Origin of the sequence: Rubrivivax benzoatilyticus JA2 = ATCC BAA-35 (assembly GCF_000190375.1) — a bacterium.
GTDB lineage: Bacteria > Pseudomonadota > Gammaproteobacteria > Burkholderiales > Burkholderiaceae_C > Rubrivivax > Rubrivivax benzoatilyticus.
Map to the genome: position 1 here is coordinate 1 of NZ_AEWG01000036.1, position 8663 is coordinate 8663.

The 8663-nt window shown below is 73.6% G+C and carries 7 protein-coding genes; 5 read left to right on the forward strand and 2 right to left on the reverse strand.

Going from position 1 to position 8663, the window contains the following annotated elements:
- The 3 genes from RBXJA2T_RS20310 to RBXJA2T_RS03590 all read left to right on the forward strand — a co-directional run.
- Positions 1–1081: right-handed parallel beta-helix repeat-containing protein (locus RBXJA2T_RS20310; RefSeq protein ID WP_009855949.1), on the forward strand; the 1081-nt coding region annotated here is incomplete at its 5' end.
- Positions 1078–2793, forward strand: a complete 1716-nt coding sequence (locus tag RBXJA2T_RS03585) for an asparagine synthetase B family protein (protein ID WP_009855950.1) — start codon at positions 1078–1080, stop codon at positions 2791–2793. The genes RBXJA2T_RS20310 and RBXJA2T_RS03585, both read left to right, overlap by 4 nt.
- 275 nt (positions 2794–3068) lie before the next feature.
- Positions 3069–3680 (forward strand): transposase, encoded by a 612-nt coding sequence (locus tag RBXJA2T_RS03590; RefSeq protein ID WP_009855951.1) that lies wholly within the window; start codon positions 3069–3071, stop codon positions 3678–3680.
- Between the two features lie 118 nt (positions 3681–3798).
- On the opposite strand, the gene RBXJA2T_RS03595 is transcribed toward RBXJA2T_RS03590, so the two are convergent.
- Positions 3799–5046: a pyridoxal-dependent decarboxylase, exosortase A system-associated gene (locus tag RBXJA2T_RS03595; protein ID WP_009855952.1), complete on the reverse strand. Its 1248-nt coding sequence runs from the start codon at positions 5044–5046 to the stop codon at positions 3799–3801.
- Between the two features lie 9 nt (positions 5047–5055).
- The gene (locus tag RBXJA2T_RS03600; RefSeq protein ID WP_009855953.1) at positions 5056–6816 is read right to left on the reverse strand and encodes an acyl-CoA ligase (AMP-forming), exosortase A system-associated; all 1761 of its coding nucleotides are present in this window, start codon (positions 6814–6816) and stop codon (positions 5056–5058) included.
- A 174-nt stretch (positions 6817–6990) separates the two neighbouring features.
- Between RBXJA2T_RS03600 and RBXJA2T_RS03605 the strand changes: the two genes are divergently transcribed.
- Both RBXJA2T_RS03605 and RBXJA2T_RS03610 read left to right on the forward strand, forming a co-directional pair.
- Complete coding sequence (locus RBXJA2T_RS03605; RefSeq protein WP_009855954.1) at positions 6991–7281, forward strand: acyl carrier protein; 291 nt, start codon at positions 6991–6993, stop codon at positions 7279–7281.
- Positions 7282–7307: 26 nt separating this feature from the next.
- The gene (locus RBXJA2T_RS03610) at positions 7308–8588 is read left to right on the forward strand and encodes an aspartate aminotransferase family protein (RefSeq protein WP_009855955.1); all 1281 of its coding nucleotides are present in this window, start codon (positions 7308–7310) and stop codon (positions 8586–8588) included.
- Positions 8589–8663: the final 75 nt, after the last annotated feature.

An 8663-nucleotide genomic window follows, 5' to 3' on the forward strand; every position in this document is an offset into this window, starting at 1 on the left:
GCGTGTCGGCCCGGGGCGCACGTTCGAGCGCATCGCCGACGCCGCACGCGCCGCACGCGACGGCGACGTCGTCGAGGTCGACGCCGGCGAGTACCGCGGCGACGTCGCCGTCTTCACCCAGCGCCGGCTGACGCTGCGCGCCGCCGGCGGCCGCGTGCGCCTGGTCGCCGACGGCCGCGCCGCCGAGGACAAGGCGATCTGGGTGCTGCGCGGCGGCGACTTCGAGGTCGAGGGCTTCGACTTCGAGGGCTGCCGCGTCGACGGCCGCAACGGCGCCGGCATCCGCTTCGAGCGCGGCCGCCTCGTCGCCCGCGACTGCGGCTTCTTCGCCAACGAGATGGGGCTGCTGACGAGCAACGACCCCGAGGCCGAGCTCGCCGTCGAGGGCTGCGAGTTCGCACGCAACCTGCGCCCCGACGGCCACAACCACCAGCTCTACGCCGGCCGCATCGGCTCGCTGCTGGTGCGCGGCTGCTGGCTGCACCACGGCACCATCGGCCACCTGCTGAAGAGCCGCGCGGCGCTGAACCGCGTGCTGCACAACCGCCTCACCGACGAGCCGGGCGGGCGCTCCAGCTACGAGCTGGAGTTCCCCGACGGCGGCGTCGCGCTCGTCGTCGGCAACGTCGTGCAGCAGAGCGCGGCCACCGAGAACCCGATCCTGGTCTCGTTCGGCGCCGAGGGCTACCGCGGCCCGCGCCACGCGCTGGTGATGGTGCACAACACGCTGGTCGACGAGCGCGGCGGCGGCAGCCGCTTCCTGCGCGTGGCGCCCGGCGCGACGGTCGAGCTGCGGGCGCTGAACAACCTGCTGTGCGGTGACGCCGAGGCGCTGGAGGCCGCCGGCCCCGGCGAGTACCGCCACAACCCGCGCGTCGACCGCCGCGCCTTCGCCGACGCGGCGGCCCGGGACTACCGCCCGGCCAGCGCGCGCGCCGTGCCCGCCGACGCCGTCGACAGCGGCCGCTTCGACGGCCAGACGCTCGCGCCGCGATTCGAATACCGACACCCCTGCAGGCTGGCGCCGCTGGACGGCGCCGCGCGCCGCCCCGGCGCCCTGCAGCAGCCCGCCCACGCATGATCACGACCACCACGCTGCCGCTCGCCCGGCGCGCGCCCGACCACGAACTCGCCGTCGGCGAGCCCCGCTTCGCCGACCCGCAGCTCGCCGAGCTGGCTCGCCGCGACGGCCAGGCCGCCGCCTGGCACCGCGCCGCGGCGACCATCGACGGCCTGGACGGCGCGGTGCGTGCCGCCGCCGGCGTCGACGGCCCGTTCGCCGTCGGCCTGGCCGACGCGCGCGGCCGCGTCTTCCTCGCCGTCGACCGTTTCGCCGTGCGTTCGCTGTGCTGGCGCCTGGTCGGCGGGCGGCTGCTGTTCGCCGAGCGTGCCGACGCGCTGGCCGCCGCCGAGCCGGCGGCGCCGCTGTCGTCGCAGGCGATCTACGACTACCTCTATTTCCACGCCATCCCGTCGCCGCACACCGTGTTCCAGGGCGTGTTCCGCCTGCCGCCGGGGCATTGCGCCTGGTACGACGGGCAGACGCTGGAGATCCGGCGCTACTGGGAGCCGCGTTTCGAGGAGCCGGCCGCGCCCGACTTCGACGCGCTGGCACGCGGCTTCCGCAGCCGGCTGCGCGAGGCGGTGGCCGGCGAGCTGGACGGCAGCAAGCCCGGCTGCTTCCTCTCGGGCGGCACCGACAGCTCGACGGTGGCCGGCATGATCAAGGACATCGCCGGGCGCGCCGCCACCTACTCGATCGGCTTCGAGGCCGAGGGCTACGACGAGATGGCCTTCGCGCGCATCGCCGCCAAGCGTTTCGGCACCGAGCACCACGAGTACTACGTGACGCCGGCCGACCTGGTGCGCAGCATCCCCGAGGTGGCCCGCCACTACGACCAGCCGTTCGGCAACTCGTCGGCGCTGCCGGCGTACTACTGCGCGAAGATGGCCCGCGAGGACGGCGTCACGCGGCTGCTGGCCGGCGACGGCGGCGACGAGCTCTACGGCGGCAACGCGCGCTACGCCAAGCAGCGCATCTTCGGCTGGTACGACACCGTGCCGGGCGTGCTGCGCCGCGGGCTGCTGGAGCCGCTGCTGGAGGGCACGCCGATCGGTGCGCTGCCGCTGGCGCGCAAGGGCCGCAGCTACGTCGAGCAGGCCAAGGTGCCGCTGCCCGACCGCATGCAGATGTACAACCTGCTGCTGCGCCTGGGCACGGCCGACGTCTTCACGCCCGACTTCCTGGCCCAGGTCGACGCCGAGGAGCCGCTGCGCCACCAGCGCGCCGTCTGGCGCGAGGCCGGCGAGGCCGGCGCCCTCAACCGCATGCTGGCCTACGACTGGCGCTACACGCTGGCCGAGAGCGATCTGCCCAAGGTCTGCGGCAGCACCTCGCTGGCCGGCGTGGCCGTCGCCTTCCCGTTCCTGGAGCGCGGCGTCGTCGACTTCTCGCTGGCCCTGCCCACCGAGTACAAGCTCAAGGGGCTGAAGCTGCGCTGGTTCTTCAAGGAGGCGCTGCGCGGCTTCCTGCCCGATGAGATCCTCACGAAGAAGAAGCAGGGATTCGGCCTGCCCTTCGGCGTCTGGGCCACGCGCGACCCGGCGCTGAAGGCCTTCGCCACCGACACCCTGCAGTCGCTGGCAGGCCGCGGCATCGTGCGCCGTGAGTTCATCGAGACCCTGCTCGCCGACAGGCTGCCGGCGCACCCCGGCTACTACGGCGAGATGGTGTGGATCCTGATGATGATGGAGCAGTGGCTGCAGGGGCAGGCGGGGCGGCGGGTCGCCTAGGGGCGGTCGGCCGCGACCACCACCGGAAGCCCGATAAAGCCCGGGGTCAGGTCTCACAAGACCTGACCCCGTCTTCTGCGGGTCGCGCGCAGCCCGTGGTCTGGGTCACGAAAGCTGGGGTCGCGTGCCCGGGGTCAGGTCTTGTGAGACCTGACCCCGTCTTCCGTCTTCTGCGCGAAAGCTGGGGTCAGGTCTTGTGAGACCTGACCCCAGCCCCCCTGCGGGTGCCCCCAACGCGGCTGGAATCGGCACTGCGGCCGCGGCACCCTCGCGCCATGGCACGCCCGCTGCGCATCGAGTTTCCCGGCGCCACCTACCACCTGACCAGCCGCGGCAACCGTCAGGAGCCGATCTACCGCGACGACGCCGACCGCCGCATCCACCTCGCCGTGCTCGGCGACGCGGCGCGGCGCTTCGACGTCGCCGTGCTGGCCTACTGCCAGATGGGCAACCATGTCCATCTCGTCGCGCAGACCCGCGAGGCCAACCTGTCGCGCTTCATGCGCCACCTGAACGGCGTCTACACGCAGCGCTTCAACCGACGTCACAGGATCTCGGGCCACCTGTTCCAGGGCCGCTTCGGCGCATCGCTGGTCAACCGCGACGACTACCTCGTCACCGCCTGCCGCTACATCGAACGCAATCCGGTGGCATGCGGCCTGGTGGTCCATCCCGCCGACTGGCGCTGGTCCAGTTGCCGGGCCCACCTGGGCCTGGAGCCGGCGCCCGACTGGCTGGATGACGATGGTCTCCAGGCTTTCCTGCTGGGGCGTGCGCCGGCGAGCGAGGACGAGCGCTGGCAGGCGCGTGCGCTGTACGCGCAACTCGTCGGGCAGCCCGTGACGCGACCGGCCGCGAAAGCTGGGGTCAGGTCTCACGAGACCTGACCCCGTCCGTAGGCGGCGCTGGAACCTAGAAAGCTGGGGTCAGGTCTTATGAGACCTGACCCCGTTCGGCAGCGGCGGCGTAAGCTGGGGTCAGGTCTTGAGAGACCTGACCCCGCCGTTAGACGAGCACCTCGGTGACGGGGGCGTGGCCGAGGAAGGCCTGCGGGCTGGCGCTGGCGCCGTAGGCGCCGGACTGGAAGACGACGACGAGGTCGCCGACGTCGGCCGGGGGCAGGCTCATGCGGTCGGCCAGCAGGTCCAGCGGGGTGCACAGCGGGCCGACGGCGGTGGCGGTCTCGCGGGCCTCGTCGCCGAGGCGGTTGCCCACCGTCACCGGATAGTTCTTGCGCACCACCTGGCCGAAGTTGCCGCTGGCCGCGAGGTGGTGGTTCAGGCCGCCGTCGCAGACCAGGAAGACCTGCCCGCGCGACAGCTTGCGGTCGACGACCCGCGTGACATAGACGCCGGCCTCGCCGACGAAGTAGCGGCCGAGCTCGATGACGAGGCTGGCCTCGGGCAGCTCGGTGCGCGCACGCTCGGCCAGCGCCTGCAGGTTGGCGCCGATCGGCGCCAGGTCCAGCCGGGTCTCGCCGGGGAAGTACGGGATGCCGAAACCGCCGCCCAGGTTCAGGAAACGCAGCGGCGCCGGCGCGTGCGCGGCCAGCCGCAGCGCGAGTTCGTAGGACTGGCGCTGGGCCTCGCAGATCGCCTCGGCGCGCAGGTTCTGCGAGCCGGCGAACAGGTGGAAGCCCTCGAACGCCAGCCCCAGCTCGCCGATGCGCGCCAGCAGCGCCGGCACGCGGTCGGCGTCGACGCCGAACTGTTTCGCGCCACCCCCCATGCGCATGCCCGAGCCCTTCAGCTCGAAGTCGGGGTTCACGCGCACCGCCACCCGCGCCGGCACGCCGAACTCGGCCGCCGCCGCGGCCAGCACCGCCAGCTCACGTTCGGACTCGACGTTGACCAGCACCCGCGCCGCCACCGCCTGGCGCAGCTCGGCGTCGCGTTTGCCCGGCCCGGCGAAGCTGACCTCGGCCGCATCGGCACCGGCATCCAGCGCCACCTTCAGCTCGCCGCCGGAGGCGACGTCGATGCCGTCGACCAGCCCGGCCATGAAGGCGACCAGCGCCGGCATCGGGTTGGCCTTCATCGCGTAGTGCAGCTTGACGCCGGCCGGCAGCGCCGCGCGCAGCTCGGCGACACGCCGGCGCAGCAGGCCGCGGTCGACGGCGTAGAACGGCGTCGCGCCGACACGCGCGGCCAGCAGGCTCAGGCGCTCGCCGCCGACGACGAGCTCGCCGTCGCGCACCGGGAACTGGTCCATCGGCGCATGCACCGGGACGGCGCGGGGAATCGGTTCGTTCATCTGCGGAGTTCAGCCCTGCCGCTCGAGCCACTGCGTGGCCAGCAGCTTGCGGTCGATCTTGCCGTTGGGGTTGCGCGGCAGCGGGCCGCACGCGGCCTCGACGCCGTGCGGCACCATGTACGCCGGCATGTGCTGGCGGCACTGCGCCAGCAGCGCGTCGCGGTCCAGCGCGTCGCTGCCGTCGGGCGCGGTGGCGATGACCTGGATCGCCTGGCCCAGCGCCGGGTGGTCGACGCCGAAGGCGACGCACTCGCCGACCAGCTTCGTCGCGTACAGCACTTCCTCGACCTCGGTCGGGCTCACCCGGTAGCCCGAGGTCTTCATCATCTCGTCGCGCCGGCCGACGAAGTACAGGAAGCCGTCGGCGTCGCGGCGCACGGTGTCGCCGCTGAAGACCGCGATCTCCGGGATCTGCAGCCCGGCGACACGCCCGCCGATGCCCGCCGGCAGCGGCTTGTAGCGCTCGGCGGTCTTCTCCGGATCGTTCCAGTAGCCCTGGCCGACCAGCGCACCGCGGTGCACCAGCTCGCCGGGCTCGTCGGGCGCGCACTCGCTGCCGTCGTCGCGCAGCACCAGGATCTCGGCGTTGGGGATCGCGCGGCCGATCGAGTCGGGCCGGCGGTCCACCTCCTCGGGCGGCAGGTAGGTCGAGCGGAAGGCCTCGGTCAGGCCGTACATCAGGAAGGGCTTGGCACGCGGCACGCGCTCGCGCAGCGCGGCCAGCGTCTCGCGCGGCATGCGCCCGCCGGTGTTGGCGAAGTAGCGCAGCTGCTCGCCGATCGCCTGCGGCCACTCCAGCTGCGTCAGCTGGATGTACAGCGGCGGCACCGCGGTCAGGCCGGTGACCTTCTCGCGTTCCATCGCGCGCAGCACGTCGCGCGGCAGCAGGTAGTTCAGCAGCACCACGCGCGCGCCGGCGTGGAAGGCCGTCGTCAGCTGGCTGAAGCCGGCGTCGAAGGACAGCGGCAGCGCCGCCAGCAGCGTGTCGCCGGCATGGTTCTCCAGGTACGAGGCCACGCTCTTGGCACCGGCCACCATGTTGCGGTGGCTCAGCACCACGCCCTTGGGCCGGCCGGTGGAGCCGCTGGTGTAGAGGATGGCGACGAGGTCGGTGTCGATGACGCGGTGCGGCGCGCGCGCCGGGGCCGACAGCAGCTCGGTCCAGGACAGCACGGTGACGCCGGGAGCGGCGGCGGCGGCGGCAGCGGGGTCAGGTCCCATGAGGACCTGACCCCGGACTTCAGTCGGTGCGGCAGCGGCGGGGTCAGGTCCCGTGAGGACCTGACCCCGGGCTTCAGTCGGTGCGGCGGCGGCGGGGTCAGGTCCCGTGAGGACCTGACCCCGGACCTGACCCCGGCCGTCGGTCAGCACGACGTGGCGCAGCGCCGGCATCTGCGCCAGCACCGGCGCCAGCAGTGCCAGCCGCTCGGGCGAGGTGACGAGCACACGCACGTCGCAGTCGCGGCCGATGTAGGCCACCTGCTCGGGCTTGAGCAGCGGGTTCATCGGCACCATCACGCCGCCGGCGGCCGGCGCGCCGAAGCTGGCGACGACGGTCTCGAAACGCTTCTCCAGGTAGATGCCGACACGCTCGGTGCGCGCCAGCCCCAGGCCGAGCAGCCCGTCGGCGCAGGACCGCACGGCCGCGGCCAGCGCGGCGTAGTCCAGCGTCGAGGCGCCATAGGTCAACGCCGGCCGGCCGGCCGAGCGCGCGGCGGCGGACCAGACGAGTTCGTGCAGCAGCACCGGTTCCGGAACGGGGACGGACATGTCTCGACGACGGTGGCGGGGACCGCGGCGATTGTCCCCGACGCATCCGCCCGCCACGCCGCGCCAGCGACCCCGCATCACGGGGGAAAGCGTGACGCCGTTGGCGCCTGGCGGGCGGTCCATCCCCCCGGTCGAGTGCCGGCCCGCGAGGGACGCCACCCTAGAATCCGGCCGGTGTCTCCCTCCTTTGCCAGCGCCGGAAACCCGCCCCGGATCGACGTCGTCCGCGAGGTCACGCGCGTCCTCGACGAAGTGCTGAGCCTCGGCGGGCGCGGCGCCGGCTTCACCCGCGACACGCCGCTGCTGGGCGCCGTGCCGCAGCTCGACTCGATGGCCGTCGTCTCGCTGCTGACCACGCTCGAGGAGCGCTTCAACATCGTCATCGCCGACGACGACATCGACGGCGACACCTTCGCCAGCGTCGGCGCGCTCGCCGACTTCGTCGCGTCCCGCCTCGTCCGCTGACCGGCCCCGCGAGCCGGCATCCGCGCATGCCCGCCGACACCCCGAGCACCGCCGCCGCCTCGCCGTTCGACGCCCACGAGTCGGCGGTGCGCTCGTACTGCCGCAGCTTCCCGGCGCTGTTCACGCGCGCCAAGGGCTCGCGGCTGCACGCCGCCGACGGCCGCAGCTGGATCGACTTCTTCGCCGGCGCCGGCACGCTGAACTACGGCCACAACCCCGAGTTCATCAAGCGCCGCCTCGTCGAGTACCTCGAGGCCGACGGCATCAGCCACGCGCTGGACCTGCACACCGCCGCCAAGGCGGCGTTCATCGAGACCTTCGTCGCCCGCGTGCTGGCGCCGCGCGGCCTGGACTACCGGCTGCAGTTCACCGGCCCCACCGGCGCCAACGCCGTCGAGGCGGCGCTCAAGCTCGCCCGCCGCGTCACCGGCCGCAGCGGCGTCTTCGCCTTCACCGGCGCCTACCACGGGCTGTCGCTGGGCGCGCTGGCGGTCACCGCCAACCGCGCCAAGCGCGCCGCCGCCGGCACGGCGCTGGGCGACGCCACCTTCGTGCCCTACCCCGACGGCCGCCTGCCGGCCGAGCAGACGCTGGCCTGGATCGAGCGCCTGTTCAGCGACGGCCACAGCGGCGTCGAGCTGCCGGCCGCGGTGATCGTCGAGACGGTGCAGGCCGAAGGCGGCATCCACGTCGCGCCGGCCGACTGGCTGGCGGCGCTGCAGGCGCTGTGCCGCCGCCACGGCGTGCTGCTGATCGTCGACGACATCCAGGTCGGCTGCTGGCGCTCGGGCGGTTTCTTCAGCTTCGAGCGCGCCGGCCTCGCGCCCGACCTCGTCGTGCTCAGCAAGGCCATCGGCGGCTACGGCCTGCCGATGTCGCTGCTGCTGATCCGCCCCGAGCTCGACCGCTGGGCGCCGGGCGAACACACCGGCACCTTCCGCGGCAACCAGCTGGCCTTCGTCGCCGGCGCGGCGGCGCTGGAACACGCCACCGACACCGGGCTGGAAGCCGAGGTGCGGCGCAAGGGCGAGCGCGTCGCCGCGCGGCTGGCCCGGATCGCCGCGCTCGACACGCGGCTCGCGGTGCGCGGCCTGGGCCTGGTCTGGGGGCTGGACTGCAGCGCGCTCGGCGACGGCTTCGCCGAGCGGCTGTCGGCGCGCTGCTTCGAGCTCGGCCTGCTCGCCGAGACCGCCGGCCGCCGCGACACGGTGCTCAAGTTCCTGCCGCCGCTGACCACGCCCGACGACGAACTCGACGCCGGCTTCGACCTCGTCGCCCGCGCGCTCGGGGACCTGCTGCGTGGCTGAGCCCGGCCGCGGGCTCGACGCCCTGGCCGACAGCGCGCCGCCGCGCGACTTCGTGCGCGACACGGCGCCCGGCAC

Coding starts and splice junctions, on each gene's coding strand:
- RBXJA2T_RS03585 (WP_009855950.1), top strand. CDS start 1,078: ATGATCACGACCACCACGCTGCCGCTCGCCCGGCGCGCGCCCGACCAC.
- RBXJA2T_RS03595 (WP_009855952.1), bottom strand. CDS start 5,046: ATGAACGAACCGATTCCCCGCGCCGTCCCGGTGCATGCGCCGATGGAC.
- RBXJA2T_RS03600 (WP_009855953.1), bottom strand. CDS start 6,816: ATGTCCGTCCCCGTTCCGGAACCGGTGCTGCTGCACGAACTCGTCTGG.
- RBXJA2T_RS03610 (WP_009855955.1), top strand. CDS start 7,308: ATGCCCGCCGACACCCCGAGCACCGCCGCCGCCTCGCCGTTCGACGCC.
- RBXJA2T_RS03590 (WP_009855951.1), top strand. CDS start 3,069: ATGGCACGCCCGCTGCGCATCGAGTTTCCCGGCGCCACCTACCACCTG.